At 64.0% G+C, this 26314-nt stretch carries 26 protein-coding genes, 2 tRNA genes and 1 pseudogene; 13 read left to right on the forward strand and 16 right to left on the reverse strand.

Annotation, left to right across the window (positions count from 1 at the left end):
• Window positions 1-46: 46 nt before the first annotated feature.
• Window positions 47-130: transfer RNA gene (locus tag SM753_RS02960), tRNA-Ser, on the reverse strand.
• Between the two features lie 167 nt (window positions 131-297).
• On the opposite strand from SM753_RS02960, the gene SM753_RS02965 reads away from it, so the two are divergent.
• Complete coding sequence (locus tag SM753_RS02965) at window positions 298-1413, forward strand: hypothetical protein (RefSeq protein ID WP_323190486.1); 1116 nt, start codon at window positions 298-300, stop codon at window positions 1411-1413.
• Here the strand turns inward: SM753_RS02965 and SM753_RS02970 are convergent, their stop codons facing one another.
• Complete coding sequence (locus SM753_RS02970) at window positions 1414-2163, reverse strand: DUF2064 domain-containing protein (protein WP_323190487.1); 750 nt, start codon at window positions 2161-2163, stop codon at window positions 1414-1416.
• Window positions 2164-2231: 68 nt separating this feature from the next.
• On the opposite strand from SM753_RS02970, the gene SM753_RS02975 reads away from it, so the two are divergent.
• Window positions 2232-2420, forward strand: coding sequence for a hypothetical protein (locus SM753_RS02975; protein ID WP_138797733.1), 189 nt, complete (start codon window positions 2232-2234; stop codon window positions 2418-2420).
• 32 nt (window positions 2421-2452) lie between these two features.
• Here the strand turns inward: SM753_RS02975 and SM753_RS02980 are convergent, their stop codons facing one another.
• Window positions 2453-3085, reverse strand: a complete 633-nt coding sequence (locus SM753_RS02980; protein ID WP_323190488.1) for a uracil-DNA glycosylase — start codon at window positions 3083-3085, stop codon at window positions 2453-2455.
• Window positions 3086-3171: 86 nt separating this feature from the next.
• Window positions 3172-3381 (reverse strand): annotated as a pseudogene (locus tag SM753_RS02985) (hypothetical protein); the annotation flags it as partial.
• Window positions 3382-3575: 194 nt separating this feature from the next.
• On the opposite strand from SM753_RS02985, the gene SM753_RS02990 reads away from it, so the two are divergent.
• Window positions 3576-3974 (forward strand): hypothetical protein, encoded by a 399-nt coding sequence (locus tag SM753_RS02990; RefSeq protein WP_135534553.1) that lies wholly within the window; start codon window positions 3576-3578, stop codon window positions 3972-3974.
• Between the two features lie 58 nt (window positions 3975-4032).
• Here SM753_RS02990 and SM753_RS02995 read toward each other — a convergent pair whose 3' ends face one another.
• Window positions 4033-5553 carry an HVO_2922 family protein gene (locus SM753_RS02995; RefSeq protein ID WP_323190489.1) on the reverse strand — a complete coding sequence of 507 codons (1521 nt, stop codon included), beginning with the start codon at window positions 5551-5553 and terminating at the stop codon, window positions 4033-4035.
• A 107-nt stretch (window positions 5554-5660) separates the two neighbouring features.
• Here SM753_RS02995 and SM753_RS03000 point away from each other — a divergent pair, with 107 nt between their 5' ends.
• Window positions 5661-5909: a hypothetical protein gene (locus SM753_RS03000; protein ID WP_323190490.1), complete on the forward strand. Its 249-nt coding sequence runs from the start codon at window positions 5661-5663 to the stop codon at window positions 5907-5909.
• A 92-nt stretch (window positions 5910-6001) separates the two neighbouring features.
• Here the strand turns inward: SM753_RS03000 and SM753_RS03005 are convergent, their stop codons facing one another.
• The 7 genes from SM753_RS03005 to SM753_RS03035 form a co-directional block, all read right to left on the reverse strand.
• Window positions 6002-6391 (reverse strand): secondary thiamine-phosphate synthase enzyme YjbQ, encoded by a 390-nt coding sequence (locus SM753_RS03005; RefSeq protein ID WP_323190491.1) that lies wholly within the window; start codon window positions 6389-6391, stop codon window positions 6002-6004.
• Window positions 6392-6427: 36 nt separating this feature from the next.
• The gene (locus tag SM753_RS03010; RefSeq protein ID WP_323190492.1) at window positions 6428-7060 is read right to left on the reverse strand and encodes a hypothetical protein; all 633 of its coding nucleotides are present in this window, start codon (window positions 7058-7060) and stop codon (window positions 6428-6430) included.
• The gene (locus SM753_RS03015; RefSeq protein WP_323190493.1) at window positions 7057-7695 is read right to left on the reverse strand and encodes a twin-arginine translocation signal domain-containing protein; all 639 of its coding nucleotides are present in this window, start codon (window positions 7693-7695) and stop codon (window positions 7057-7059) included. The genes SM753_RS03010 and SM753_RS03015 overlap by 4 nt, the downstream gene beginning before the upstream one ends.
• 150 nt (window positions 7696-7845) lie before the next feature.
• A complete protein-coding gene (locus SM753_RS03020; protein ID WP_135534558.1) occupies window positions 7846-9843 on the reverse strand; it encodes a SpoVR family protein in 1998 nt (665 codons plus the stop codon).
• A 31-nt stretch (window positions 9844-9874) separates the two neighbouring features.
• Window positions 9875-11185 carry a YeaH/YhbH family protein gene (locus tag SM753_RS03025; RefSeq protein WP_323190494.1) on the reverse strand — a complete coding sequence of 437 codons (1311 nt, stop codon included), beginning with the start codon at window positions 11183-11185 and terminating at the stop codon, window positions 9875-9877.
• The gene (locus tag SM753_RS03030; RefSeq protein WP_323190495.1) at window positions 11176-13503 is read right to left on the reverse strand and encodes a kinase anchor protein; all 2328 of its coding nucleotides are present in this window, start codon (window positions 13501-13503) and stop codon (window positions 11176-11178) included. The genes SM753_RS03025 and SM753_RS03030 overlap by 10 nt, the downstream gene beginning before the upstream one ends.
• Window positions 13503-15575 (reverse strand): serine protein kinase PrkA, encoded by a 2073-nt coding sequence (locus tag SM753_RS03035; RefSeq protein WP_323190496.1) that lies wholly within the window; start codon window positions 15573-15575, stop codon window positions 13503-13505. The genes SM753_RS03030 and SM753_RS03035 overlap by 1 nt, the downstream gene beginning before the upstream one ends.
• 661 nt (window positions 15576-16236) lie before the next feature.
• Between SM753_RS03035 and SM753_RS03040 the strand changes: the two genes are divergently transcribed.
• Together SM753_RS03040 and SM753_RS03045 are read left to right on the forward strand one after the other, a co-directional pair.
• The gene (locus SM753_RS03040) at window positions 16237-16632 is read left to right on the forward strand and encodes a DUF5820 family protein (protein ID WP_323190497.1); all 396 of its coding nucleotides are present in this window, start codon (window positions 16237-16239) and stop codon (window positions 16630-16632) included.
• 100 nt (window positions 16633-16732) lie between these two features.
• Window positions 16733-17179 carry a UPF0179 family protein gene (locus tag SM753_RS03045; RefSeq protein ID WP_138797743.1) on the forward strand — a complete coding sequence of 149 codons (447 nt, stop codon included), beginning with the start codon at window positions 16733-16735 and terminating at the stop codon, window positions 17177-17179.
• A gap of 204 nt (window positions 17180-17383) precedes the next feature.
• Here SM753_RS03045 and SM753_RS03050 read toward each other — a convergent pair whose 3' ends face one another.
• Window positions 17384-18160 carry a succinylglutamate desuccinylase/aspartoacylase family protein gene (locus tag SM753_RS03050; protein ID WP_323190498.1) on the reverse strand — a complete coding sequence of 259 codons (777 nt, stop codon included), beginning with the start codon at window positions 18158-18160 and terminating at the stop codon, window positions 17384-17386.
• A 40-nt stretch (window positions 18161-18200) separates the two neighbouring features.
• Window positions 18201-18686, reverse strand: a complete 486-nt coding sequence (locus SM753_RS03055) for a DUF309 domain-containing protein (RefSeq protein WP_323190499.1) — start codon at window positions 18684-18686, stop codon at window positions 18201-18203.
• A gap of 115 nt (window positions 18687-18801) precedes the next feature.
• On the opposite strand from SM753_RS03055, the gene SM753_RS03060 reads away from it, so the two are divergent.
• From SM753_RS03060 to SM753_RS03075, 4 genes are all read left to right on the forward strand, one after another.
• Window positions 18802-19278 carry an Lrp/AsnC family transcriptional regulator gene (locus tag SM753_RS03060; protein ID WP_323190500.1) on the forward strand — a complete coding sequence of 159 codons (477 nt, stop codon included), beginning with the start codon at window positions 18802-18804 and terminating at the stop codon, window positions 19276-19278.
• A gap of 130 nt (window positions 19279-19408) precedes the next feature.
• Complete coding sequence (locus tag SM753_RS03065) at window positions 19409-19675, forward strand: HalOD1 output domain-containing protein (RefSeq protein ID WP_138797746.1); 267 nt, start codon at window positions 19409-19411, stop codon at window positions 19673-19675.
• Window positions 19676-19803: 128 nt separating this feature from the next.
• Window positions 19804-20463 carry an HAD-IA family hydrolase gene (locus SM753_RS03070; protein ID WP_323190501.1) on the forward strand — a complete coding sequence of 220 codons (660 nt, stop codon included), beginning with the start codon at window positions 19804-19806 and terminating at the stop codon, window positions 20461-20463.
• 116 nt (window positions 20464-20579) lie between these two features.
• A tRNA-Leu gene (locus SM753_RS03075) sits at window positions 20580-20663 on the forward strand.
• 104 nt (window positions 20664-20767) lie between these two features.
• Here SM753_RS03075 and SM753_RS03080 read toward each other — a convergent pair.
• The gene (locus SM753_RS03080; RefSeq protein WP_135534569.1) at window positions 20768-21517 is read right to left on the reverse strand and encodes a ribonuclease H-like domain-containing protein; all 750 of its coding nucleotides are present in this window, start codon (window positions 21515-21517) and stop codon (window positions 20768-20770) included.
• A 91-nt stretch (window positions 21518-21608) separates the two neighbouring features.
• Between SM753_RS03080 and SM753_RS03085 the strand changes: the two genes are divergently transcribed.
• The 3 genes from SM753_RS03085 (at window position 21609) to SM753_RS03095 (ending at window position 24128) form a co-directional block, all read left to right on the forward strand.
• Complete coding sequence (locus SM753_RS03085; RefSeq protein WP_135534570.1) at window positions 21609-21989, forward strand: hypothetical protein; 381 nt, start codon at window positions 21609-21611, stop codon at window positions 21987-21989.
• Window positions 21990-22110: 121 nt separating this feature from the next.
• Window positions 22111-22905: an inositol monophosphatase gene (locus tag SM753_RS03090; protein WP_135534571.1), complete on the forward strand. Its 795-nt coding sequence runs from the start codon at window positions 22111-22113 to the stop codon at window positions 22903-22905.
• 59 nt (window positions 22906-22964) lie between these two features.
• Window positions 22965-24128 carry a DUF63 family protein gene (locus SM753_RS03095; protein ID WP_138797749.1) on the forward strand — a complete coding sequence of 388 codons (1164 nt, stop codon included), beginning with the start codon at window positions 22965-22967 and terminating at the stop codon, window positions 24126-24128.
• Window positions 24129-24407: 279 nt separating this feature from the next.
• On the opposite strand, the gene SM753_RS03100 is transcribed toward SM753_RS03095, so the two are convergent.
• Window positions 24408-26123 carry a YcaO-like family protein gene (locus SM753_RS03100; RefSeq protein ID WP_323190502.1) on the reverse strand — a complete coding sequence of 572 codons (1716 nt, stop codon included), beginning with the start codon at window positions 26121-26123 and terminating at the stop codon, window positions 24408-24410.
• Window positions 26124-26314: the final 191 nt, after the last annotated feature.

Consider the following 26314-nt stretch of genomic DNA (forward strand, 5'->3'; position numbering starts at 1 on the left):
GAACTATGCGAAGACGGTTCGCTCGTCACGTCCGTTCCTCGCAAAACGGTGGGGATGGGATTCGAACCCATGAGGCCTTGGGGCCACCTGCTCTCAAGGCAGGCGCAATAGTCCGCTCTGCCACCCCACCTCGTGACCAGCTATGCAGCGGCCGGTTTAAGAAGTATCGGATTTGACCGTTCGCGTCGAGCCCGTGGACGAGCGGAGAGGAGGTGCGCTCGCCGGGACGTTCGGATGACTTCAACCGGGATTGTAGTTTACACAAGGCCCTTTGACGATAGGACGGTATCTTCGGGTATGCCTCCCCTGAACCGAAGAGAAGCCCTCCAGATCGGCGGAATTGCGCTCGGAACGGCGGTCGCCGGCTGTCTCGGCTCGGCTGACGACGAATCCGATCCGACTGACACGACTAACCGGAGTAACCAGGACCGGAAACTGCTTGACTACGAGGTCGTCCAGTTCTCCGGATCTGATGGGACCCCGAACTGGTACGACGACAGCACGACGGCGCGATCGCTCGTGATAGACAGCGAGAAACGCGCACGGGCGGCTTTCGGCTACGATGCGTCCGACAAAGTTCAGAACGCTGTCGAGGGGACCGACTTCGATTCGTCGGTGTTACTCTCAGTCACGGTCGCAGCGCCGACTGCCTGCTATCACGTCGAACTCGACGACCTCTCGCTGGATGACGACCGCCTCGTCGGCTCGGTTTCGGCGGTAGACGACGACGGCCACGAGGACGATATGTGCGTCCAGACCGTCTCGTTCCCCGCAGTGCTCGTCCGGGCGCAGTTCGACGGGACTCCCGTCTCCCGCGCGACGCTCTCCGTCACTGACGGGTGGGACGACGAGACAGAACTGGAGGTGTCGGCGAGCGATTCGCTCTCCCCCGCACCCTCCGAACTCCCCGGACACGTGCGCCCCGACGGCGACCCCGCGAACATCCCACCGGAACTCTCCTGCGAGGACGACGCGTTCGAGCGTCACCCGTCGTGGTTCGACGATAGCGACGTTTCCTGGGGGGAAGCGACGGGCAACGACGGCGAACCCAGCTTCGCCCTGCGCGTGGACGAAACGACGGTCGAACGCGGCGACACAATCGACGTGACGCTGACAAACGTTACCGACGAGGAACAGACCACCGGAAACCGACACAAGTACAGTCTGCAGGTCCGGACGGAAGCGGGGTGGGAAGACGTCCGCGGAAGCACCAGCGCCGAACACTTCGGCTACACTGACGAAGCGATTCTCCACCCGCCCGGCGAGGGGTTCAACTGGACCATCGAGATGACCGAAAACGGCCTCGTCGAGGACCATCCGTTCGATCTGGAGGTCTGCCCGGACCTCCCTGCTGGCCGCTACCGGTTCGTCCACTGGGGGCCGACGGTCGCCGTCGCGTTCGACGTGGAGTGATCAGTCCCGACGGAGCCTCGGCGTCCCGTCGTCCGCGACGTCGACTGTGAGGCCGTAATCGGCGATGACCGTCGCGGTGTACTCCGGGATGATGCGTCCCGCACGGGTCCGCGAGCGGACCAGCGAGACGACGGAAGCCAGGTCTCGCCCGGTTTCGACGACCGGCAGCATCGGGAGATAGTCGACTTCGTGCCCCGCGTCCACGCCGCGGTCCGTCAGCGTCTCCAGAACCGGTGGGGTGTCAGCGCTCTCGAAATCGATCGTCTCGGTGAATCCCGCGTAGTACGTGCGGCCGTCGTCCGCTGGACCGAGGACGACCTCGTTCCTGCGGAGCTTCATCGCCGCGTTGTCGATCTCTTTTCGGTCGACGAGCGGTGCGGCCGGGGAGACGACCGCGGCGGACTGGACGCTCTCAGACTCCAGCAAGTGGGTCATCGTGTTGCCCATTCGGGCGGCGTACGACGACCCGACCTGTACCTCGAAGCGCGCCCCGTCGGCGTCTCCCAGCGCGTCTGCGACGACGGCGCGGAGCTGCGCCTCGGAACGACCGTCACCCTCGGGTAGGTCCTCGTCGTCGCGGTAGTTGACCAACAGCTCCGCCCCGCTTCCCGCCACGGCGGTGACCACGTCCTTCAGCATCGCCTCGTAGAGGTCTACCGCCTCCGCCGCCGAGAGCGGCGACGTGTCGGGCAGGCGTGGCAAGACGACGTCCTCTCGCGGCGGATCGGCCAGTACTGCAACGACTGTCATACCTGTCTATCCGGGTCCCGGAGACTTAGGCGCGCCGTTTTATCCGAGTGGGGGCCGTATCACTGGTCATGCACTGGTCGAAGCCGTCAGCGGGCCTCGCGGTGTTGCTCGTCGGACTGCTCGCGGTCAGCACACTCGGTTTCGTTCTCGCTGACGTCGAAACCGCGGCACTGGCGACGGCCGCTCTTATCGCCGCCACGGTGGCGGCGTTCGTCGCTCTCGGGTGGACGGAGCGGCGGTCCACGCCGTACTGGTGAGGCCGCCCCGGAGGGGGTCTGTCCTATCGGGCCTATCGACTCCGCCGGCCCTTCGTCTGGCGGTAATCGCTCGCCATCAGTTCCGAGAAGCGCTCGACGAACGTCTGCGTCTGTTCTTCGGTCTGGTCCGCGGGGTCGACCATCGGCACCAGTTCGAACCCGCGACCGCGAACCGTCGTTGCGTGGTCGTCTACGACGTCGAACTCGTCCGCCGGGGTCGTCGTGTATTCCGTCGCTAGCTCGCGTAACGCCCGTTCGCCGACCGGGACGAGGATCTCGGGATTTATCATTCGGATCTCGGCGTTGAGATACGGTTCACACGTGATGACTTCCTCGTCAGTCGGCGGGCGTTCCGGGTCGCGACAGCGCGTCAGTAGCGTGAGAAAGGCGTTCGCTAGCTCGGGTTCGTCGCTGTCCGCCGGCGACCCACAGAGGCCGAGACGGCGGAGGATAGAGAGGAACGCCTCGGCCCGTTCGTCGCCGGTGAACGGAACGCCGGTCTCGTCCGCACCCGGGCCGGGACGCTCGCCGACGAAAACGAAGTCCGCGCCGACGTCCCCGTACCCGTGTACTATCTGCGCGCGCGTCTCGCAGAGGGCGGGACAGTTCTCGCAGTCCTCGTCCATGCCGAACGGGTTCGAGGTGTCCTGTTGGTGTGCGTCCACACGTGGGCAAAGCGCATCCAGCGTAAAAACGACCGCGGTGGCTGTTCTCCGCCGTCGTCGCGCTAACCGTTCGCGCGGTCGGGTCGCTACCGTTCGAGGCCGCCGCTCTCTTTCACGTTCAGGATGTTCCGGACGTTCAGGTAGATGTCTTTCGGGGTCGTCTCCTCGTCCGCGTCGTAGAGATCGCTGACGCGGTAGAGGATAGCGGCGATCTGTTCGCTCTCTGAACTGCCGCCGCGGACGTCGTCAGCGATCTCCCGGAGACACTCCACGCGCTCTTCGTCGCTCTCGAACTCTGTCATACGGTCCACTATCGCCGGAAGAACTTGTAACAACTGCGGACCTGACTGCGGCCGGTGCGCCGGGATTTCACTTCCGGAGGTTGGATACGTGTCCAGTAGGTCTGAAGCCGCGTGACGTGGGCCGAACAGATTCACGTCCGTCGGTATTACAGCCGACAGTTAATACCGTCGCCGTCGGAAATCCGGATATGCGAATGGAACTGCGGATCTGCAAGCAGTGTTACGAGGGGACGCACGGCAACCCGGAGAAAACCGCGATCACGCGGGACATGGTGAACTGCGCGGAGCAGATCCGGGAGTACAAGGACCTCATCGGTCTCGACTCGCTGTACATCACCAGAGTCGCGGAGGGTGACCCCGGCGGCGAGGAGACCCTGCCGGCCGTCGTAGCCAGCATCGAAAACGACCAGATCGCCCTGTCCGACACCCAGTTGACGATGGAGGACGACGACCAGAACATGCTGGTGTACCCCGAACCCGAAGATATTCTGGACGTTCTTACGCGAAACCTCGACCAGATCAGCGAGCAGACGCGTCAGGACGTCACTGTCGAACTCTCGGAGGAAGGCGCGCAACTGATCTCCTGACGGCTGCCGCGACGCCGTACTCACCCGGACGAAAGGCAACGAAACGGAACTGCTGCCGTTACCGTTCGACGACGGCCGCCCCGGGCGCGGTTCGTTGCACCGCGGCGATCCCCTTCTTCGCGTTCTGTTTCGACGTGTACCCCTCGCCGCCGTCGGCGACGATGTTTCCGTTGCGGTGGCGAAGCCGCCAGCGGTAGCGGCCGGCGGCGTCCTCGTACACCTCGAAGCCGAGGGGGTCGAACTGTAGCGCGTCCGCCTCGGGCGCGTATCGGCGGACGCGCCCGAAGCCGTCCTGGGCTCCCGACTCTGAAGCGTACCCCTGGCTACTGTCGGCGATGATCTCGCCGTTGTCCGCGACCAGACGCCAGCGGTAGCGGCCGGCGGCGTCCTCGTACATCTCGGGTCCGTCCTCGACGCGGTCGCGGACGCGGTCGACGGCCTCGACGGCGTTGCGTCGGGAGGCGTACCCCTCGCCGCCGTCCGCGATGATGCGGCCGTTACGATGCCGGAGCCGCCAGCGCCATTCGTCCGCGTTGTCGCGGTAGATCTCGAACGCCGCGGGGTCGTGTTCCAGCGTGTCCGCGTCGGCGACCCGGTTCGTCAGTCGGTCGACCGCGTCCTCCAGAGCGCGCCGCGAGGAGTACCCCTCGCCGCCGTCGGCGATGACGTTTCCGTTGTCGTGTCGGAGCCGCCAGCGCCAGTTACCGCCGCGATCCTCGTACACTTCTACGGTTGCGCCGTCCGAGGGTTCATCGTCCGGTTCGGGCAGCGACTCGGCGGGGTCCTCGACCGGTTCGGCGGCGGTCGAGGGGTCGTCTTCACCGTCTACCGCCGGTGCGGCGTCCGCCGGCGGCGTCTCGCGGCGGTCGACAGCCGCACCGGGGGCGTTCTTTCGCACGCTCTCGATGCCTTTCTTCGCGTTACGTTCGTCCGTGTACCCTTCACCGCCGTCGGCGACGACGTTCCCGTTGTCGTGTCGGAGCCGCCAGCGCCACTCGCTCTTCCGGTCCTGATAGAGTTCAAACGTCGCCTTACTCGCGTCGGCGGAACTCTCTCCGGAACCGGTGTCGTCGGTCGCCGCTTCGACGACGCCGGGTCCCGTCGCAGGTTCTACCGGCGCTTCGTTGGAGACCGCGGGGAACAGGAAGGCGGCGACCACTTCGATGCCGATTCCCAGCGCGTACACCGAAAGGATGATCGGGCTGAGATCGCCCGTGTTCACGTTCCAACTATCGGGGTACGCCCAGAGGAAGGCGACCACCGATAAGAGGCTGACCGCCAAGCCCAGATACGCGACCTTCGTAGCCCGTTCGCGCAACGGCAACACGACGACGAACCCGTACATCAGTACCGGCAGCGCCAGCGCGCCGACCGAGAACGACAGCGACCGGTACGTCCAGAAGATAGAGGTCCCCTTCGTCGCCGTTGTACTCAGGAGAAAGAGGACGAAACCGAGGACGCCGAGCACTGACCCGACGACGAACGCCCAGTAGCCGTACGCCTCGTCGGACGTGTGCGGTCTGGCGACGTTGTCGCTGTACCAGTCGACGAGTGCGTTGCCTGTTGCATCGTTGCTCATATTTAACTTTTCAGAGGGTATCGCCGTAATACTTGTGGTAGTTTACCGAGTCACACACTTCTGTCTATGGTCGGTCATCGACCGGGAAAATTACAACTCGCCTCCCGGTGAAAACCCTTTCATGGGGGAACCTCGCTGCGAACGGCCTCGACGGCACCGTCTCAACGCATCCTGTCGGACTCTCTGACGAGGAGAGCACCGCGACGTTCCACCGCTCGGTCTTCCCGGTGCTCTCTTCGTTCAACCGCTACAACGCCGCGCGATGGGAGGCGGAACGCGGGACGCGGTCCGTCGTATCCGTTTGCCGCCTCGACGGGATGGTCGTCGACGGTGAGGTGCCGCCCCCGGCCACCTGAAGGTCGACGTTGACGGACACGCACTCGAACTTCTCCGCGGCGCTCGCCAGACCCTTCCCCGACGCTGTCAGTTAGCTACCGCCACGACGCCGTCAGTCGGTCACCGCAACAGCTACCTCCCGCGACCGCGGGCCGTCGCACTCGACGAGGAGTATCGACTGCCAGGTTCCCAGTTCGAGGTCGCCGTCCGTGACTGGGACGCTGACGTCCGGGCCGAGCACCGTCGCCCGCAGGTGCGAATCCGCATTGTCGTCTATGCGGTCGTGTGCGTGTCCCTCGTCGGGCACGAGGTCGGCGAGGAACCCTTCGATATCGCCCCGGAGGCCGGACTCGTTCTCCTGAACGACCAGCGCGGCAGTCGTGTGGCGGACGAACGCGGTACAGACGCCGTTCGCGCCGTCGGGGACGGCCGCGGCGACGCGGTCGGTCACGTCGACGGTGGTCAGTCGTTCGCCGGTGTCGACGGACAGTCGCTCGGTCATAATCGATGCGACGGCGACGACCGGGAAAAAACGTCGTTACTGGGCGCGAAGCCGCGTCAGCCAGCCGTACACGACCATTGCGACGGTCGGAACGACGACGACGCCGTACGGTTCCGTCCGGGCCGCCATCGACGACGGGCCCTCGACGTACAGGCGCGCGAGGGCGACCGTCCCCACGACGGCAACCGCCGTCGAGAACAGTAACGCGTCGTCTAAGTCCGCGTGAGACCCCGGTGACAGGGACCTGTACGACCGATACCCGCTGACGTACACCGCGAGGACAGCCGCGAACGCTCCGAACACGAGTCCGAGCGTGAAGTCGGGGGTGAGATGGAGCGTCCCAGTCGTGACGTAGACGACGAGTTCGGGCGCGACGGCGATGAGAAAGGCGATGACGGGACCGCCGTTGAACAGCGCGTACACGATAGGCACCACGAACGTCGACAGTACGACGAGGATTATGAGCGCCCAGAAGAGGGTGTCGAATGCCGGCGACAGCGTGGCGATGGGAGCACCGGCCACCGTCGTTCGGGTGGAAACGGTACTCGCGACCACAACTGCGGTGAGAACAACCAGATAGCCGATCCCGACGAGCGTTCGCAGTCGGGTGTCCCCGAGAAGGTGCGTACCGAGCGGTTGCGCCGGGAGCGAGAACCGGCGGTAGTTCACGGCCGGATCACGGTCACGTGACCGTCGTGGTCGGGCGATTTCTCGTTTGCGAACCGTTGAGATTCGTCGACGGTCCATCCCGCCTCGTCGAACAACTGTTCGATACGGCGCTGGGCCTGTCGGTACGATTCGATGCCGTGGTTCGGCGTCGCCGCCGTATCTTCGTGTGCTTGCATCGATACGGCCCCTTCCAGTTCCCAGCACCGCACGTGTCGCCGTCCGACGGTCCCGTAAAACGTCTCGGCGGCGGTGGCCTGCTGGTGTTCGTACGCCTCCCGTTTGCGGTTCCACGCGTATCGGACGTATTCGACCGGAAGCGAGTACCAACCGGCGTCGAACAGGACGTCCATCACGTCGTCTAATCCCCGCTCCGTCTCTGAGAGGGGGAACACGACGTTTATCGGACTCGTCGGCGCGTAGCCGCCGTCCCGTTTCTTGTACTGCCACAGCGCGTACGGCGATGTGTCTTCGGCCGTTACCGAGAGCGACTGATCAGTCGCGTTCGCGGAGGGGGACCGCTCATCCGACATCAGGGCGTCGCTGGCTTCCGGCGTTGACGGGAGGGCAAACACGCCCGCCGCCGTCCCGACGCCGGCGATAGCGGCTTTCCGGAGGAAATCGCGACGACCGGTCACGACGGGACACCTCCGTCGGGAGGCCGCCGCTCGGTGATCTCTATCCTGTTAGATGACGCGGTCATCAACGAATACCGAGACGGACCCGTCGTATAAGTATAACTATATTCTACCCGAAAATTACGGCGGGAACGGATCCGTACAGACGCCTCAGGCGAGCCATTCGTCGGGTTTGGTGTCGTAATCCACGTCGGATGCGGCGATATCTTCGACTTCCTCCCACGAGAGGTCCTCGATAGTGTGTTCTTCCCCGTCGTAGCGGATCAGTTTCCCTCGTTCTTCGGGGTCCGGTTCCTTGTCGCGGCGCTTCGCGACCTCGATGTCGTGTTCGTCGACCTCCTTGACGATGGTCATGAGGTTGACGGGGCGGCCCCACAGTTCGAAGACGCGTTCTAGCGTCCGCTTGGCCTGCTGGATGTCCAGCATGACGCCGTTGTAGTGATGACCTAACAGCAGTTCGTTCCGGTTGTTGTAGTTGCCGTCGTAGACGCCGATAGTCGGCTTGCCGAAGTTAGTGAACTGGAGCAGCAGTTTCTTTTTCACGTCCTCGTACTCCGTGCTGGCGACGCGGTTCTGTCCGGCGGCCTGCGAGTACTCGTACGTGAAGTACTCGTTCTCGTCGACGAACTCCTGGGTGAGGAACTCGTCGAGGAACGTCACGTCGTTGTGGGATTCGCGGATCTCGCGCATCCGGTCCCAGCCGCGGGTGAAGTCGATGTCGTCGAGCGCGGCCTCCACGTCGTCGTACACCGCGTCGTCGAACATATATCGGCCGATGCGTTCGAGGTCGCTCTGGCCGACACTGGCCAGGAATCCGCGGTACTGTGGCTTGACGAGCGAGTAATGCCGACGCGCCAGTCCCTCGTAGGTCAGGACCTTCCAGGGGTAGCGGTCGACATCTATCTCGCCGTCGCGAGCGTTCTCCAGGGCCTCGCGGTCGACGAACTCGTCCGGCAGTTCGGCCACTTCGTCCAGCGTGTCCGAGGAGAGACGGTCCAGCGCTTCCGGCGGTTCCAACGCCGAGAGCACTCGCTCGAAGTCGACGGTGTCGGTGAAGTTACGCCAGGTGATTCCGTCGACTCGCAGGAGCTTCTCGACGACTTCCCGCCGGTTCGTCGTGTTCTCGATGTACTCCCACAGCTCCTTGCCGAGCTTGTACGGGTTGAGCCCCGGCGACCCGAGAACTCTGGCCTGGTGGTCGGCGTAGCTGATGAACTCGTCGGCGGTCGCGAACGCCTCCTCGCCCATCATCATCGACTCCCAGTACGCGGCCCACCCCTCGTTCATCACCTTCGTCATCTTCTGTGCGGCGAAGTAGTACGCCTCCGCCCGGAGCATGTCGAGTACGTCGCGCTGCCACGGCTCCATCTCGGCGGCTTTCTCCGCCTCGCCGTCGTACTGCTTGCCGTGCTTTCGGAGGAACGCGAGCACGTCTTTCTCCGGCACGTCGGGGAACGAGACGCCGTCCTCGTCCTCGTTCTGGCGTTCGAGCCACTCGTCGCTGAACACCTCCTCGCGCACTTCGTCGGAGACGTCGAGTTCGTCGAGCTGTTCGCTCAGTTTGTCGTCCGTATCGCCCTCGATGTCGTCCCCGAGCGTCCCCCGCGGGTCGAACACCTGATGCTGGTCGATGTTGTCCTCTAGCGAGAGCAGGTTGTCGATCCAGCGCTCGACCTCCGCGCGGTCGATGTCGGGGTCTTGCATGTACTCGCTGATGTTCCGGGCGTGGCGTTCGAGCATCGCCGCCGCGTCCAGGTCGTCGGCGAACATGCCGAACCACTCGTTGTTGGCGAAGAAGTCGGCGTGAGCTTCGACGTGGGTGATGACCGCCTTCTGGTCGGCCAGATCATTCGACTCCTGCAGGAAGGCGTGCGATGGGTTGTCGTTGTTGACGATCTCGAACGCCTTGCCGCCGCCGTAGCGGCCCTGCTTTTGCTGCTTGTCGTATTTCATCCCCCACCGCCAGTGCGGATACCGCCGCTGGAAGCCGTCGTAGGCGATGAGCTCGTTCATCTCGTCGTAGTCGACGATCCAGTAGTTCACCGGGTAGGGCTCCAGACCGAGTCGCTCGGCCAGTTCGTTGGCGTCGTCGACCGGGCCCTGTAACTCGGCGGCGATCCGCCGAGCCTCGTAGCGGTCGAAGCTCATCGTTCCTCCGTAGCGGTGGTCGGTTCGTTGGTCATGATTCGTCCTCCGTGCTCAGGATGTCGTAGATCGCGTCGGTCACGTCCTCGGGACCGGTGACATACGTCACGGCGACATCGTCGCTGTCCTCGCCGAAGTGGCGTTCGACCTCCTCGGCGTGGGTGGCGTTAATGGCGTTGCCGCTCGGTTGCGTCTCCACGTAGGCGTGGAGGTTCGCCGGGATCTGCTCCATCAACGGGATGACCCCCTCCTCGGTGTCGTTCGACGAGTTCTCGCTGTCGCCCGCGGCGAACACGTAGCGGTTCCAGTCGCTCCAGGGGAACTCCTGCAGCAACTCGTCGGCCAGTTCGTACGCCGACGAGATCTTCGTGCCGCCGCCAGAGCGAATGCCGAAGAACTCGTCGCGTTCGACCTCCCAGGCCTCCGCGTCGTGGGCGATGTAGACGAACTCGGCGTTGTCGTACTTGCCCTGGAGATACCAGTCGAGCGGCGTGAACGTCCGCTCGACCAGTTCGCGCTTTTTCTCCCGCATCGAACCGCTCACGTCGCGGATGTTGACGACGACGACGTTTTTCTCCTTTTCCTCGATGATCTCGGGGTGACGATAGCGCTCGTCCTCCCGCCGGAACGGAACGTGGCCGATCCCCTCGCGGCGGATCTGCTGTTGGACGGTCTCTCGCTCGACGTTCTCCTCGACCTGCTCGATGCTCTCCCACTCGCCGCGTTCGTTCTCGGGGATGTCGGAGTAGGTCTCGGTCAGCCACGCCTTTGAAACGGGAATGGACTCGCCGCGTGCCCACTCGAACGCCCGGTCCGGGGAGACGCCGTCGACTTTCAGCACTTCGGTGAGGAACTCCTCGTCGAAGTCCATCGCGAGCTTCCGCTTGAGCCCCTTCTTGAACATCCGCTCGAAGTCGAGCGTGCTGTCGGGGCCGGACTTCGTGAGGTCCTTGAACGGCCCCTCCTTTTCCTCGACGACGCTCTTTCCTTTCGGGTCCAGTTCGAGCCCGAGTTCCTCGTCGAGTTCCTCCGCGAACTTCTCGGGGTCCATCTCGTAGTACTCGTGCTCGCCGCTCTCGTCGCCCGGATCGCCCTCCTCGTCTCCGTCGCCGGGTTGAGGTTGGGGCTCGCCGACCGGGTCACCCACGTCGGCGTCGCCCTGCCCGACCCCGCCCTGGTCCCGCTGGTCGTACTGGAACTCGGGGAGGTCGACTATCTTGATCGGGACGCGAACCTCGTTCGGCAGGCTCTGTCCCAGATCGCCGTACTGGATGAAGTCGGAGAGGTCCTCGCGGCGCTGTTCGCCCACCTCGTAGAACCGTTCGAGGTCGTCTTTCAGTCCCATTTGTAACTCACCTGTCCCATGACGTGCCGACTCGTCAGTTCGGCCGACGCCTCGCTGTAGTCGAACATCTCGACCATGTTCTGGATAGTCTCCGCTTTGACCGCGGCCGTCTCGGTGCCGCTCGGCGGGTCGTCCCACTGCCGCGGGTCGAAGTCCTCGAATATCCGGGCGACATCGTCCCAGTCGTGGGATTCGAGGACGCTCTTGATCACCGGGATCTCCGTCAGGTCGACGTTGTGCGACGGCGTCTCGGCGGTCGAGGAGTCCGAACCGTCGCCGTCTCCGACCGAGAAATCCTCGTCGCGGCGCTCCCAGGCGTGGCGGTTCAACGCGGTGATCACCTTCTCGGTCCGGAACTGCCTGACCGCAGGCGACGGCTCGTTGCCGTCGTAGCTCTCCGGAGAGAACCGGCCTAGATGCTCGGTCTCGAACACCTTCATCTTCAGCGGGTCCGGGTCGACGCGTTCGCCGCGTTCGTTCTCCAGCGTCTCGTCGGTCGCCCAGGCGTACACGTGGTCGACGTACTCGGCGACGGTCTCCTCGTCGACCCGCCGGTCGCGCATCATCGCGTCGATGACGTCGTCTTCCTGTCTCTGAAACACGTGGTTTTTCACGGGGACGACGCGGTTCTCGAACTCCGTGCGCTCGCCAGGCGAGAACACCGGCGCGTCAGTCAGCCGTTCGGCCATCGCGTTCAGCACGTCCCGCGGCATGATCACGTCCTCGACGTTCAGTTCGGGATGGTGGCGGTCCGGCCGTTCGTGGAGGAGGTCCGCGATGGTGTCGCGGGTGTACGTCACCGGGATGCCGTGTTCGCCGTTCGCCCCGCCGTCGTCGGCGAACTCGAAGTCGTCTTTTTCGAGGCGCTCGTCGCCGTCCTGAAGGTAGCCCCGGTCGAACAGCAGCGCCTTGTCCACGAGGTCGAGACCGGCGGGCAGGTCCTCGTCGTCGAGGCGCGTGACGACGCTGTACAGCGACGCCGCTTCGACCGTGTGCGGGGCGAGTTCCCGTTCGCGGACGGTTCCGTCGGACCCCTTGATCTCGATGGTCAGCGGTTCCGCGACCTTCTCCTCGACCGCGTCGTCGTCGCCGTCCCACACCGCCGTCTCGTTGGTCAACTCGCGCCGGATGAGTTCTGTCTCTAGGCTCCGGTTCGTGAGATACGTGAACTCGTGTTTGTCGAGGCGGCGCTTGAGCGCTTTCAGCGGGTCCATCCCGTTTTTCTCGGCGTGCTGGTTGAGTTTCGCTTCGAGGTCGGGGTTAGAGATGATGACTAGCTGCGTGTCGATGTCCATCCCGATCCCCTTGTCGAGTTTGACCGTCCCCTCGTCCGGCACGTTCAGCAGCTTCTGGAGGAGGTCGGCGTGCTGAGCCGCGTCCTCGACGACCGTCAGCAGGCCGTTACCCTGCGAGAGGACGCCGTCGTAGGAGAACGCCTGCGGGTTCTTCCGACCGCGCGAGTCGAGCTCCTGGAGCATGCCCCGCATCCAGGTGCCGACTAGTCGCTCCTTCGGTTGTCCCTCGTCCTCGGAGTGGAGGACGCCGATACCCTGCCCCACGTCCACGACGTAGTTTTTCACGCGCAGGTGGGCGTCGTCGGTCACCGTCGAGAACAGGTCTGACGCGCCGCGTCGGCGGTACTGCTTTTCGAGATACTCGTACGCCTCGCGGGAGAACGGGTCAAGGCGTTCGTCGACCTGCAGGTCGATGTGGTCGTCGTTGTCCGCGTTCAACTCGGCGAGGAGCCCCTCGCGAACCTCGGCCGGAAACACGGAGAATGGGTGGGCCTGAACGGGGCTCTCGTACCACTGGTCCTCGTCGACGGGCGACTCCTCGCCGTACGAGAGGCCACGGGTGTCGTCCGCCGTGGCGACGTTCCATTCGACGGTGTAGCGCCGTCCTTCGGGCGTCTTCGAGTACTCGCGCAGCCCGTTTATCAGGCAGCGCTTGAGTTCGGATTTGCCCGTCGCCGTCGGCCCGTCAAACCAGACTATCTTCTCGTCTTTGCCCCGACCGGCCGCGATGGAGCGGAGGTCGTCGACGAACGCGTTCAACACCTCCGTGTTCCCGAGGACGGCGTGTTCGCCGTCGTTGTGCGGATCGTCGAAAAAGCGGTACCGCTCTTTCTCCTCGCCCTCCTCGACGACGGTTCGCGTACCCGCCGCCTCGATAGCTTCGAGGAGGTACTTGCTCGCGTGCGAGGCTATCCGCGGCGTTTCGAACACTTCGTCGACGTACTCCGCCAGGCTCTTCGGCTCCTCGTAGGTCTCTTCGAGCGCGCGGTCGGCCTCGCTGACGAACTCGTCGCCGTGGTTCATCAGTCCTCCATCTCGGCTTTTGCCACCTCGGCGCCGGCGAACTCCAGCACTTCGCGAGCGCCCGCTTCGGAGTAACCCTGCTCGATCAGGGCGTCGATCCACTGGTTGCGCTCGTCGTCGTCGAACTCGTTGCTGGAGACCAGCGCCGAGAAGTTGATGTTGTGTTTCTTGTCCTCCCACAGCTTTCGCTCGAGCGCGCGGCGCAGGCGCTCGTTGTCCTGCGGGTTGAACGCTTCGCCCTCGCGGGCGCGGCGGGAGACCCAGTTCGATACCTCCTGGCGGAAGTCGTCCTTGCGGTCCTCCGGAACGTCGAGTTTCTCCTCGACCGACCGCAGGAACGTCTCGTCGGGCTCTTGCTCGCGGCCCGTGAGTTCGTCCTCGACGGTCTTGTCGTCGATGTACGCCATCACGTGGTCCATGTACTTCTCGCCCTGCCGCTGGATCTCGTCGATGTCGTACGCCAGCGCGTGGCGGACGTCCTCTATCGCCCGCTCCTTGTACTCCTCGCGGACGGTTTCGAGGTAGCGGTAGTACGTCTCGAAGTTGTCCTCCGGGATCGACCCGTGGTGTTCGAGGTTCTCCTCGAAGAAGTTAAACACCGTCAACGGGGAGAGGAACCCCCTGTCGCGGTGTTTCGAGTCCATGATCGCCTCGGATATCTCGTCTCCGATGAACCGGGGCGAGACGCCCTCCATCCCTTCGCCGATGTCGGCCTTGGCTTCGCCTTCCTCCTGTAACTTCTTCACGTCGATGTCGTCGCCCTCGTCGACCTCGCCGTTGTACGCCTTGGTCTTCTGGAGCAGGTCGACGGTTTCGGTGTCGGGCTCCTCGATGCGCGTGAGGACGCCGAACAGACCGGCCATCTCCAGGGTGTGAGGCTCGACGTTGATGTCGGGAACGTCGGCGTTCGACAGCATCTTCCGGTAGATGTCGGCCTCCTGTTCGTAGGAGAGGACGTACGGGAAGTCGATCCGCTTCGTCCTGTCGTTGAACGCCTCCATCTTCTCGTCGCCTTTCTTGTCCTTGTACTCGGGCATGTTCGTGCGGCCGACGATCACCTGGTCGATGTCGATCCGCGGGTTGTTCTTCGGCTTGATCGTCTGTTCCTGCGTCGCGTGCAGGAAGTCATAGAGGAACTCCCGCTGGAGTTTGAGCAGTTCCTCGCCGGAGAAGATACCGCGGTTCGCGTTACAGAACGCGCCCGAATAGTCGAACGCTCGCGGGTCGGACTCGCCGTAGACGGCGATCTTCGAGTAGTTAACGTCGCCCGTAAGTTCGGTCTCGTCCTGGTTTTTCTTGTCTTTCGGTTCGAACGTCTCTAACCCCTGGCGCTTGTTCTCGTCGGCGACGAACCGGACGATCTCGATGTGGTTCGAAAGCACCTGCTGGAGGTCGTCGTCGTAGTACGCGAGCAGTCTGTCCATGTAGAACTCCGACTCCGGATCGAGCGATTGCTCGTTGCGGATGGAGTAGGGGGCGTCCAGACGCTCGTTCAGATCGTCGATGATCGACTCGCGTTGCTCTTGCGGGATCAACACGATCGGGTCCTGGTTCATCGGCGACCGGACCGTGTCGTCGGACGGGTCCTGGTCGTCGACGACGTCACAGAGGTTCGTCCAGCGGAACGTGTACATCCGACCCTCGTCCCGCATGGTGTATTCCTCGTAATACTGCCGGATCTGCTGGTCGAAGGCGGACTTACCGGAGCCGACCGGACCGAGCAGGAGTTTGATCCGTCGTTCCGGCCCCAATCCGCGGGCCGACGACTTCACTTTGTTGACGAATTCGTGGATCGCCTGATGGATGACTCGGCCGTAAAAGGTGTTCTCGCCGTCGTTGACCGGGTCCTCCGACACCATCTTGTATTCGACGACTCCGGCCTCCTCGTCGTACTCCGTGCCGTAGTAGTCGAACATGTCCGCGACGCGCTGATGCGCGTTGCGGGCTATCTTCGGGTCGTCGTACAACTCTTCGAGGTACCAGTCGAACGACTTCGTCGCTCGCAGGTCCTCCGGGACCGATGCCTGGTATTCCTCGCTCAACGCCTCGAGTGTGTCGATGTCTCCTGTCATTGTATCACGGACGGTTAGTTGCCCACCCCGTTTCGATCGGGGGCGACCCCCGTAGATCCACAGTACGACAGGTCGTCGTCACCAACGAGGGGAGAGCGCGGGGCCGAACCCGCGATGTCGGGGCGTGCCCACCGAACCGACCACTCGACGTCTCCGCGGTCACACTACCGACTCCGCCGACCGGACGACGCGACGGACCGACCGTACTTCCGTTGTGGCGTGACATGTGTGGTCGATTACCACGCTCGCGCGCGCGACGACGGGAATCTTCCATGGGAGCGTTCGAAAACGCTTGCGTCTGAAACCGGGTCGGAGCGCGAGAGCGGGACCGGCGGCAGGCGGCCACCGATAGTGTTTAATCTAAAAGTATCCAAGATACTTAAGTGTATACCCAAAACATATTTACAGGTATAATTCTACATATTAAGGTTCCGGAACACGGCGGAGTGATGCGGACCGTTCATCGTTTCCGGCCCTCATAACGAGCGGATTTTATATATCCCACGGTGATACCCGGCGGTCTCAGTAACCCTGTCGACTGTCTGTGTGCGAGTCGGTGGTGCGTGCATCGGCTTTCAGTGGCTACTATAGCTGACGGATACGTCCGTTAGTGTCGTATAGGTCCGAGAAGGCCTTAGGCACCGGGGGTGTACTGTCCACTATGACCGATATCGATACACCCGAGGGATGGGTCGTCTGGAACGAAGAACCGGATGGCCGGGTAATCCTCGCCTATCGCCCCGACGTGTTCGATTCGGACGCGTTTCCCGCGGCCTGTCTCCCGACGCTGTATCTGACGAAGGGCCGCCGGGAGTCCCGCCGGCCCGGGGCCTCGCCCGCACCGGGGGCGGACTGGTACGTCACGCTGTATCTCGAACCCGATGTCGACGACGGCGGCACGTCGTACGGGACGAGAGACGCCGCTGTATCGGGTGTACTCGACACCGCACGGTCGTTCGCAAACGGCGAGATAAACTACCGCGAGATGTATCAGGTCCCCCGCGAGGACTACTTTGAACGTCTCGACGAGCTAATACTGTCGGACGGACCGTCGTGACGACATTCGACACCCCAGTGTGTCCAAATTCGTCATGGGCCTCCGTCCGGCAGTATAACCGGACGAGAGACTTAACCTTCGCGGACAACAACGGGAATCCATGTCCCAGGTCACGCTCATCGGCGCGCGCCTCGCGAACGAAGGCGAGGAGTTCGTCTACCATGGGGAAGCCTCCGGGTGCGAGGGATGTCCGTACCGCGACCAGTGTCTCAACCTCTCCGAGGGCGTCAAATACCGCGTCGACGGCGTCCGCGAGAACGCACAGACGCTCGACTGCGCACTCCACGACGGCGGCGTCCGCGCCGTCGAAGTCGAACCCGCGTCCGTCCGGGCGAACGTCCCCTCCAGAAACGCGTACGCGGGGAGCAAGGCCAGCCTCGCAGGCCCCTGTCCGCACGTCGAATGCCCGAGTCACGAGTTCTGCGTCGCCGACGGCGCGGATGAAAAAGAGGAACGCCAGATCCAGGAGGTCGTCGGCGACCCGCCGCACGATACGTGCGCGCTGGACCGGGATCTGACGCTCGTCGAGTTTGAGTCCGAGGAATAAGCATACACGAACCAACCGACGGGCCGCGCTCGGCGTTCATGTCGAGCGCACGGGGGAGCAGGTACTCGAAGCGTGTCGCGGCGATCGCCGCGACTCGCGCAAACTGGCGGGCCTGGACTGACGCCTGAGGCGGAGCCGAAGGCGTCGTGGAGGACATTGAAAGGGCGAGCGAACACCTGCCAAGGTGTTCGCGAGGGCTTTCTTTTATAAGGTGTCTATTTTCTCTGCCGCGTAGCCGAAGACGTTCGCGTAGCCGTACGGCGACAGCAACACGGGGTAGAAGTCGTCCTCGGCGGTGAGTTCCTCCCCGTCGGCCGCGGCGAACGGTTCGCCGGCGTCGACGCGTTTGAAGTTCTCGGCGAACACCTCGTACGACTCCGCCTGTTCCTTGTCTATCGGCCGGAGCAGTTTGTACGCCGGTACGTCACGCCGCATCGTGTCGCCCGGGAGCACGCCGGTCGCCGTGAGGAACTCCCTGATTATCCGGAGCGCGTTCTCCTCGGCCTGGTCCGACCCCTGGAGGCCGGCCTCTATCTCGATAGCCCGACCCGCGGCGAAGATACGCCCCTCGATATACTCGCTCGTCTCGACGACGGCGGCGACCGACAGTTGCGGGCAGATATCGCGGGCGGTGTCGTCGATCCCGTTGACGACGGCGAACGGCTCGGCGTAGGACTGCGTCGAATGCAGCGCCAGAGTCAGACAGTCCGCTATCTCCGCCGTGATCGCCGCCGCTAGCCGACGCTCGTGTTCGTCGGCGGCGGACTCCCCCGGAAACGCGCGGTTGAGGTCAGTGTCGACGAACCGCTCCCCGCGGTCGAGCGCCTCCTCGTTCGCCACGATGAACTTCACCGGGCGGTCGACGGTGAGCGGTTCGTCGAGCAACCGCTCGACGGCACGCACGCCGCACGGTTCGTCACCGTGAATCCCGGCGACGACCGCTATCTCCGGCGTCCCGTCGCCAACCTGTTCGACTCGCATTAGCGTGTCCCAGGGCCTCCTCGGTGAAGTGGCTTGAGATTCACTCGTCCAGAGAGTCGGCGTAGGCGAAATCCTCCTCGCGGGCGGACGGCCGCTCCCCGTCGAGCGCTATCTGCCAGCCGTGCAACACCGTCGGATCGTCCAGCGCGTTCGAAAGCGTCGTGCGCACGTCCAGTAGGTCGACGCCGTAGAAGTCGTTCGGAACGTCGTAGAAGTACTGGAGTGCGGTGTCGAACAGCGAACGCATCCCGTCGTCGTCCTCGAAGTCGAAGTGTTTGTAGGCACCTGCAGCTACCTGGACCATCCCGTGGAGGAACTTGCTCTCGGTTGAGCCGCGGCCGTAGTTGTACCACTCGTCCTCGAAGCAGTCGTGCGACTCGTGGAATTCGCCCGCGTTGTAGAGGCGGACGCCGTGAACCGTCGCCCGGCGGAGCGTGGCGTGCTCCCAGAGGTCGTCGTCCGGCCGCCATCCGGTCGGCGTTCCGGTCGGCGGGGCGACGGACGAGTCCCGCGTGTGTTCGTCCATGGTCGAGCGATCGCTCCGAAGGCTGGTAACTCCGTCGCCCGCCCGTCAACTCCGGGTTCCGTCAGGACAGTTCGTCCGGAAAAGAGTCTATGAGTCCTCGTCGCTACGTGGAAACATGGCGCATCCGGAACTCGACTCCGTCGACGAGGGGATCCTCTTCTTGCTACAGGAGGACGCTCGCAACGTGACGACGAAGTCGATCGGGGAGAGGTTGAATATCGCTTCGAGTACCGTTGCAAACCGCATCCGAAAACTCGAACAGCGGGGGATAATCCGAAGCTATCAGCCGGACATCGACTACGCGCGAACGGAGTACGACCATCACCTACTCGTGATCGGGTCTGTCCAGCCGGAAGCGGACGTGAACCCGGTCGAAGACACCCTCGATGTCCGAGGTGTTATCGAGGCTCGGGAGCTACTGACTGACGAGCAGAACCTCTCGCTAGAACTGCTCGGATCCAACCAGGAAGACATCGTCCGAACGATAGAGCGACTGCGAGAGGTCGGCGTCTCCGTCGTCCGAACAGAGATACTGAAACGCGAACTCACCCAGCCGTTCGACGAGTTCGGCGAGCATGTCACGGACGAGTGAGGAATTATGTTCGTGGAAAGATGACGAAAAACAACCATTCATCTGGTTAGACGCGGAGAACGCCCGGACGTTGCTGGAAAATGTTTCATCCCCGACAGACTTTAACCGGCGTATCGGGTACGATGTACTAATGGATGCACCTCCGACACCCCGCGATAGCGGAGGCGTAAGTGAGAAAGTAATCGACGCCGTCGCCGAAGCAGAAGGTATCGAACCAGTAGACGTGGCGCCGCCGTTGTACGAGGTGGTCGACCCTGAGGCGCTGGACCGGGTGTTCGCTCCGTCGACGGGGGATCAACTGAGCGGAGAAGTGACGTTCTCGTACAGCGGACACGAGATCACCGTCGGTGCAGACGGCGAAGTGCTCGTTTACTCGGACGCCGCTCGTTCCTCGTAAGACCGAGGACCGTCGCCGCAACTAGGGACTGCAATTCGTGGTAGCTGGTACTGCAGTACATTGGCCGAGAGTCGGGTATCGATCAGTAACCTGAAGGTGTTCGGAAGCAGACCAGCAGTAACCCGTAGATGTATTACGACGCTATCATCTTCGACCACGACGGCGTGATCACGACGCCGCCCGAGATCGACCTCCTCCAGTCGGCCGCCCGCGACGCGTTCGTCGAGGCTGGCGTCGAATCGCCGCCGGACCGCCACGTCGACGGTCTCGCCATCAACGTCACCGTCGATTGGTACGAGGACGTCTGTACGGAACACGGTCTCGACCCGGACGAGTTCTGGGCTGTTCGGGACCGGGTCGCCTCCGCCGCTCAGCAGGCGGCAGTCCGAGACGGAGAGAAGACGCTGTACGACGACGTCTCCGCGCTCGCCGACCTCGACCACGATTTCGGCATCGTCAGTTCGAACCAGCACGAGACCATCGAGTTCGTCCTGGACCACTTCGATCTCACGGACCACTTCGAGACGTACTACGGTCGCGACCCGACCGTCGAGAGCATCCGCCGCAAGAAACCGAACCCGTACTACGTCGAGCAGGCCATGGCTGATCTGGGCGCGGACACCGCTCTGTTCGTCGGGGACAGCGAAAGCGACGTCGAAGCCGCGAGAAACGCCGGCATCGATTCCGCCTACCTCCACCGCCCGCATCGCGACGGCGCGGTGTCGAGCGCGCCGACGTACGAGATCGATTCGCTCGCCGGCCTACACGACATCGTTTCGGACGACTGACCGGGGGTGTTCGGAACTCGCCGAAAGAAACGCGTTTCGTGCAAACTATAAACCGACGAGTACTGACCCTACAGTACGGTTCCGCGAAACCGCAAACAGACACACAGCAGTCGCGTGCGAGGGTAGCCAAGCCTGGAAACGGCGGCGGACTCAAGATCCGCTCCCGTAGGGGTCCATGCGTTCAAATCGCATCCCTCGCATCGCAAGATGCGGAAGACCGTCCCTTCGGGGCGATCTTCCCTCGCAACTTCTCAGGAAAGCACGCAACGTCGAGTCTGTACTCGGTCGAACGACGAACGCCGACTCACTCCGGACACTCGCAGGCGAACACGTCCTCGTGGAGGCGGTCAGTTACCGTCTCCATCAGCGTCGCGAGATTCGCCGTGTCTTCGCGGTTGTACGAGATGAGGGTGTCGAGCGCGTCGTCGTCGCCCGCCTCGTACTCGCGCCAGAGGCGGACCGCGTCCTCGCCTGAGATGTCCGGTCGGTCACGTTCCAGCCCGATGTCCCGTTCGATGGCTTTCAGCCCCCCGGTCAGGCCGAGTTGCTTGCAGGGGTACATGAGGTCGACGTGCGGACAGTCGACGGACACGTCGAACGACGATTCGAGAAACGGGACGTCGAAACGCTTCCCGTTGAACGTCGCCACGAGCGACGCGTCGGCGAACTGTTCCGCGATGCGGTCCGCGGTGAGGTCCTCGCCGCGGACGAGCGTCGTGGTCTCGCCGTCCTGATGGAAACTCACCGTCGTTACCTCGTTGTGGTCGGGGCTCAGCCCCGTCGTCTCGATGTCGAAGTAACAGGTTTCGGACCGGAAGTTCTCGTGGAGTCGCCAGTGCGATCCCTGCGGGAACTGTTCTGCGAAGAACTCCGCGTTACCGTCGTCGAGATGCTCCCAGGCAGTAGCGACGAACGACTCGACGCGGTCGCCGGTTTTGGGACCGACTGCCGACGGGTCGAACTCCTCCCAGCGGGTGATGCCGTCGCGCCAGAGTCGCCGCTCCGTCGTTTCGCCGACGCCGCGGACCGGGATGAAACTGTTCTCGATTCGCACGTGACGGTGGGCGCACCGCGTCGACTAAACGCTTTCTACCGCCGGTCGGTGGACAGTATCGTTTTAACGATGGATCGTCATGTGTCGGACCATGGAAAACGACCTCCTCGCACCGGAGTCAGCCGATCAGATCGCCACGCTCTGTCGCACCGCTATCGGAGACAGCCTCCGTTCTGTCACGTACTTCACCCGCGACGACTTCGAGCAACTGTACCTCCGCGGCGACCTAGAACAGGACGCCGACCTGATGGACTTTATCGGCCACGAGTGGCAGGACTTCAAAAACACGCAGAACGCCTACTCCGGTTCCGAACTCGGCGAATACAAGTTCACGGTCCGCGCGTTCGAAAACGGCTATCTCGTCCGCGTGGCCACGGACCGGGAGGGCGTGTTCGCGACCACAGATAGCCTCACGCTGCAACAGTACGAGGAAGTCGCGACGGCTATCTCGGAGATCCTCGAAGAGCGCTGATACTGTCGGACGGAACGTCGTGAAGTCATTCGACACCTGATCTGTCGAAGTGCTTCATGGGCCACCATCCGACAGTATGATCGCCGGGAGTATTTTCCCTGCCGGCGTCTATGGCGAGGGTATGGCCGCTGGATCACGTGCTGAACTCGTCGAACGGGCCGCTGCCGCCGGCGCGACAGTCGCTCTCGACGCGTTCCGCACCGATGTCGACGTCGAAACCAAAGCCGACGCCGAACCCGTCACCCGGATAGACAGAGACGCACAACGACGGGTGATAGCGGTGATCCGGGAGGAGTATCCCGACGAACCGGTCGTCGGCGAGGAGGGCGACACGCCGAAATCGCTCCCGGAGGGCGAACCGGCGTGGGTCGTCGACCCGATAGACGGGACCAAGAACTTCGTCCGCGGCACGCGGGCCTGGGGAACGAGCGTCGCGACGGCGACAGCGTCGGGGACCGCGGCGAGCGCAAACGCGTTTCCAGCGCTCGGAGACACGTACGTCGGCGGCCCGAACGGGACCCGCAGAAACGGAGAGGCCGTCACGGTAAGCGACGTGACCGACCCGGAGCGCGCACTGGTCGCGCCGCTGATGCTCTGGACCCGAAAGCGCCGCGACGAGTTCGCCGCGGCGACGCGGGCGATAGTCACCGAGTTCGACGACCTGCGGCGGGTCGGGTCGGCGCAGTTGACACTGTCGATGATCGCCGCAGGGGAACTCGACGGTACGATCACCAACCTGTCCCCGCCGCCGTGGGACACCGTCGCCGGCGCTCACATGGTCCGCAAGGCAGGGGGCACTGTAACGAACGTGGCTGGCGACCGCTGGTCGCCGGGTGACGAGGGCCTCGTCGCCTCCAACGGACGGATACACGACGCACTGCTTTCGGCCGCTCGAACCCTCCCGGACGGCGGGTAACTCCCACTGGCAGCGAAAGACCGGAAACGTGATACCGTGTGAGTCGCGTTTTTCCCGCTATGGACGAGGTTCTAGACAAGGTCGACCCCGAGCGAGCGTGGGCGGCGCTTGTCGCAAGCATCGTCGCCGTCTTCGGTCTCGGGTCGGTCCTCTTTCACCGGACCGTTTACGTCGAGTTCATCTGGCACTACTTCTGGGGGCCGGTGTACGCGGACTCCGAGGGTGCGAGTTGCGTCGCCTGGGCGGACGGCGAGCAGCGGTTGCTCGATAGCAGCGAGTGCGCGTCCCTCCAAAACAACCCGGACCGCCTGGCGGATATCGGGCCGGTCGCGGAACCCGGATACACCCTCGTGTCCGAGGTCGGATACGTCGTCGTCCTGCTGGTCGCTCTCGTGGGGGTCATGTTCCTGCTCCGGAGACTCGACATCCAGCGGTACCGAACGGGCTTCTACGCGCTGTTCCCGTTCATGCTGTTCGGCGGGGCGCTCCGCGTCGTCGAGGACGCGAACGTTGCGGCGATCCGCGCCGGCGTGGACCAACCGATCAGTTACCCGCTCAACACGCTGCTCATCAGCCCCCTGATCTACTTCACGATGTTTTTCTTCACGCTGGCTGCGGTCGTAGTCGCGGTCCAGCTCGACAGCCGGGGGTACGTCGATGGGTTCGAGTATCCGCTCGCCGGCATCGGAACGGCCGCGTTGCTCTCCTGTGTCGGCTATCTCGGCTATCTCGCCGGCACGGCGGAGTACGTCTACTTCCATCCACAGGTGCTCGCTGTCGTTCTCGTCGGAGCAACGCTCGCCGCGGGGTTGACCTGGGTCGCCATCGACCGGTTCGCACCCGAGGTCAACCGCGGGACGGGGCTCATCGGACTCGTCCTCATCTGGGGGCACGCGATCGACGGCGTGGCCAACGTCGTCGGTCTCGACTGGGCAGCGGAACTCGGCGTCCACTACGGCGACCTCGGGCCGAAACATCCGGTCAACGAGGCTATCGTCAACGTGACGGGCGCAGTCTTGCCGGCGAGCATCACACACTACACCGGCACGGCGTGGCCGTTCCTGCTCGTCAAACTCGTGGCTATCGTCCTCGTCGTCTGGATATTCGACGAGAACGTGTTCGAGGACAGTCCGCGCTACACGGTCATGCTACTGATCACGGTGCTCGCGGTCGGCCTGGGTCCCGGAACCCGGGACATGCTCCGGGCGACGTTCGGAATTTAGCGCTTCGAGGGCACCTTCGGGAAAGTGCCGACTCCCGCAGTCCGCGCACACGGCGATCTGGACCGACCCGGAAACGTTCGCGTCGAGCGCGTCGGTTTCGACAGTCCGTTCCTGTAGCATCCCCCCACACGTCGCACAGTCCAGATCGAACTCGGTAGTCATACTCCCCCCGTTCTGAAACTGCGTTCGCTCATGATAACAAATAGCACACCGCCAGAAACTACGGCGGTTGTCTTGATAAAGCTACTGTACAGCCGCACAGAGGCGTAATATCGGCAGTCAGGGGTACGGATGGTGGTCGCGCCCGAGTCGGGGGTCGTGCCCGAAGTCCGCGGGGACGGTTCGGGCGCGGTCGCCGAAGACGGGTTCACCCGTGAACAGGGGTTGTGCGCCCGGTACGACGACGCGAACCGCCGCGAGGTCGATCGCGGATACGTCTCGTGGCGTGAGTTCGGCCGCGTACGGCGTCAATCCGGCCTCAGTCACGCGCTCGATCACGGCTTCGAGTTCGGCCGGTCCCGAAGGGAGTTCGTCCGGGCCGACGTCGGCGCTCGGAACGACCCCGTCCGCATCGAGGAACTGCTCGGCCGCGGGCGGACAGTCGGCGTACTCCGCGATTGCGCTCGGGTCCTCGGCCGACTCCTCCGGTCCCATCGACCTGAGTTCCATCCAGTTCTGGAGCGCCTCGGCCAGAGCGGCCGTCGCCGCGGCGTCCGGATCGAGGTCTGCGTCGGACCCGACCGCGAACCGGGGCCACCCGCTCTCGCGGTGAACAGCGACGCTGACCACCGGCACGTCCACGTCCTGTGTCACGAGCAGCGGCGTCACCGACAGGTCCTCGGCGCGGGCCCGCCGGGCGAGCGTGCCGAACCGGTCGTCGTCCACGCGGAGTTCAAGCGGGTCGAACGTCGAGTACCAGGCGATCATCGTCGCGTCGCGCTCTATCACCTCGTACAGGCCGGATAGGAGGGCACCGACGCCGGAACTCCCTAACCCGAGACCGGTAGTGATCGTCTGTAGATACCGCTCCTCCGGCGGCGGGAAGTGGACCGCTTCGGCGGGGAGAAACGCCTCTTCGTCGGTGACGAGATTCGCGCCGGGAACCCATCGGATCCGGTCATCGACCGCCTCGCCGGGTCCCCGAACGAGACTCGCCGGCGAGACGGCATTCGGCAGATCGTCGGATGCGCCGACCGTGAACTCGGAATCGCGGTAGACGCCGGCGCTGTACCGTTCTATCGCCTCGCCCAGCGCCTTCATGAACGCGCCGTCCCAGTCGCCGGCGACGCCGGCCGCCTTCCGTGCGGCCGAAGCGTCGCTGAACCCCTCTGTCTCGGCGTTTTGCGCCAGGTAGTACGGTGCCGGGAAGGACTCGATCTCGCCGACTGAGTTGACGATACCGACTCGCTCGTCCAGCGCTCGCTCCGCGCGCGACAGCGCAGCCTGCAGTTCGACCGACTCGTACTCGCGGTCGAGTGACCAGTCGCGGCCCTCAGCGCACTCGCACCCCGGAACGGGCAAGAATTCGCGACGAGCGTGGGGGAACTCGACGACCCCACCGAGCACCGAGGAGTCCTCGCCGGAGAGCAGCGCTACCGCCTCGTGTCCGGCCACGGCACCGGCGACTCGGACGGCGCTGCGGTCGGCCGAGGGTTCGGCGGCGAGTACGTCCTCCGCGGCGTTCGCCGCGACGCGCTGGCGAAGACATTGGTAGCACCCGGATGACGGGCTGAACCCGGACACCGCCGCGTCGACATCCGACAACGGAACGCCGCCGACGCCGCTGATTTCGACGGCCAGCCACGGCGTCCCGCCGTCGCGCGCCGCGCGGTTTACTGCATCGAACGAGTCGTCGCCGGCGACACCGGTGACGACCGCGAAGTCCGCCGCGGCGACATCCTTCGGGTCGCCCGACTCGGTCCCAACGCCGACGTCCGAAAGCGCGTCCCCGACGGCGTCGAGCGCGGGCCCGCTTCCGACGAATGTGACATCCATGCGCGAGTAGTCTCTAGGAGAGAGCAAAAGCGCGGCGACTCTACGGGACGGACGAAAGTGACCGAGCGGCGCTCGCCAGGTAGCCGTAGAGTAGCCGTACAGCCCGTTTTCAGCGTTCGTGCGGTTCGTTCGATGGCTCTAAAAGCGCACGTACGCAGTGTGGGTCGGGGAGGAGTGCCGCAGGTATCGAG

The sequence above is a fragment of the Halostella sp. PRR32 genome (assembly GCF_034808085.1).
GTDB lineage: Archaea > Halobacteriota > Halobacteria > Halobacteriales > Natronoarchaeaceae > Halostella > Halostella pelagica.

Bases quoted from the DNA above. Each gene is read 5' to 3' on its own strand.
- SM753_RS02965 (WP_323190486.1), top strand. From the start codon at position 298: ATGCCTCCCCTGAACCGAAGAGAAGCCCTCCAGATCGGCGGAATTGCG.
- SM753_RS02970 (WP_323190487.1), bottom strand. From the start codon at position 2,163: ATGACAGTCGTTGCAGTACTGGCCGATCCGCCGCGAGAGGACGTCGTC.
- SM753_RS02975 (WP_138797733.1), top strand. From the start codon at position 2,232: ATGCACTGGTCGAAGCCGTCAGCGGGCCTCGCGGTGTTGCTCGTCGGA.
- SM753_RS02990 (WP_135534553.1), top strand. From the start codon at position 3,576: ATGCGAATGGAACTGCGGATCTGCAAGCAGTGTTACGAGGGGACGCAC.
- SM753_RS02995 (WP_323190489.1), bottom strand. From the start codon at position 5,553: ATGAGCAACGATGCAACAGGCAACGCACTCGTCGACTGGTACAGCGAC.
- SM753_RS03005 (WP_323190491.1), bottom strand. From the start codon at position 6,391: ATGACCGAGCGACTGTCCGTCGACACCGGCGAACGACTGACCACCGTC.
- SM753_RS03020 (WP_135534558.1), bottom strand. From the start codon at position 9,843: ATGAGCTTCGACCGCTACGAGGCTCGGCGGATCGCCGCCGAGTTACAG.
- SM753_RS03025 (WP_323190494.1), bottom strand. From the start codon at position 11,185: ATGGGACTGAAAGACGACCTCGAACGGTTCTACGAGGTGGGCGAACAG.
- SM753_RS03030 (WP_323190495.1), bottom strand. From the start codon at position 13,503: ATGAACCACGGCGACGAGTTCGTCAGCGAGGCCGACCGCGCGCTCGAA.
- SM753_RS03035 (WP_323190496.1), bottom strand. From the start codon at position 15,575: ATGACAGGAGACATCGACACACTCGAGGCGTTGAGCGAGGAATACCAG.
- SM753_RS03040 (WP_323190497.1), top strand. From the start codon at position 16,237: ATGACCGATATCGATACACCCGAGGGATGGGTCGTCTGGAACGAAGAA.
- SM753_RS03045 (WP_138797743.1), top strand. From the start codon at position 16,733: ATGTCCCAGGTCACGCTCATCGGCGCGCGCCTCGCGAACGAAGGCGAG.
- SM753_RS03050 (WP_323190498.1), bottom strand. From the start codon at position 18,160: ATGCGAGTCGAACAGGTTGGCGACGGGACGCCGGAGATAGCGGTCGTC.
- SM753_RS03055 (WP_323190499.1), bottom strand. From the start codon at position 18,686: ATGGACGAACACACGCGGGACTCGTCCGTCGCCCCGCCGACCGGAACG.
- SM753_RS03060 (WP_323190500.1), top strand. From the start codon at position 18,802: ATGGCGCATCCGGAACTCGACTCCGTCGACGAGGGGATCCTCTTCTTG.
- SM753_RS03065 (WP_138797746.1), top strand. From the start codon at position 19,409: ATGGATGCACCTCCGACACCCCGCGATAGCGGAGGCGTAAGTGAGAAA.
- SM753_RS03070 (WP_323190501.1), top strand. From the start codon at position 19,804: ATGTATTACGACGCTATCATCTTCGACCACGACGGCGTGATCACGACG.
- SM753_RS03085 (WP_135534570.1), top strand. From the start codon at position 21,609: ATGGAAAACGACCTCCTCGCACCGGAGTCAGCCGATCAGATCGCCACG.
- SM753_RS03090 (WP_135534571.1), top strand. From the start codon at position 22,111: ATGGCCGCTGGATCACGTGCTGAACTCGTCGAACGGGCCGCTGCCGCC.
- SM753_RS03095 (WP_138797749.1), top strand. From the start codon at position 22,965: ATGGACGAGGTTCTAGACAAGGTCGACCCCGAGCGAGCGTGGGCGGCG.
- SM753_RS03100 (WP_323190502.1), bottom strand. From the start codon at position 26,123: ATGGATGTCACATTCGTCGGAAGCGGGCCCGCGCTCGACGCCGTCGGG.